1 protein-coding gene is annotated in these 434 nt (G+C 49.5%); it reads right to left on the bottom strand.

Going from position 1 to position 434, the window contains the following annotated elements; all coding sequences use genetic code 11:
- Positions 1–434: DUF1611 domain-containing protein (locus tag AB4512_RS23665; RefSeq protein WP_372175956.1), on the bottom strand; the 434-nt coding region annotated here is incomplete at both ends.

Raw genomic sequence — 434 nt, 5'->3', positions numbered from 1 at the left:
TAATGTGTTGTACACCAAAACGCACTGGATCCGTCACGGGCACTTGATAGAGTTTGGTCCATTTTTGGCATAATGTCTCAGCCTCTTCGATGCTAATCGCCGATGTGTTTAAACAGATGCCGACCAGTTTCACGTCTGGATTCGTCAATCGCGCGGCTTGCAAGTTAGCTTCAATGGTCTGTTCTATGCTTGGCAATTGAGCGTGAGGAAGGTTGCGAATATGTGGTCGCCCGACTTCATGACTCAACACCAAAGCGTCGGCTTGTGCACCATGCAATAACCCCAAACTCACGCCTGCAAACGAAGGGTTGAACAAAGAACCCTGCCCTTCAATGATGTCCCACTCGTGGTCGGTAAAATCGGGGCTAATCGCTTCAACCGCGCCAGAAATAAAATCCGCAACCACCGCATCAATCGAAATTCCGCTGCCTTCA

This window comes from Vibrio sp. 10N.222.52.B7 (assembly GCF_041474275.1).
Classification (GTDB): domain Bacteria; phylum Pseudomonadota; class Gammaproteobacteria; order Enterobacterales; family Vibrionaceae; genus Vibrio; species Vibrio crassostreae_C.
Note: the sequence above shows the minus strand (reverse complement) of the source record. Positions and strands in the feature narration are given on the sequence as shown.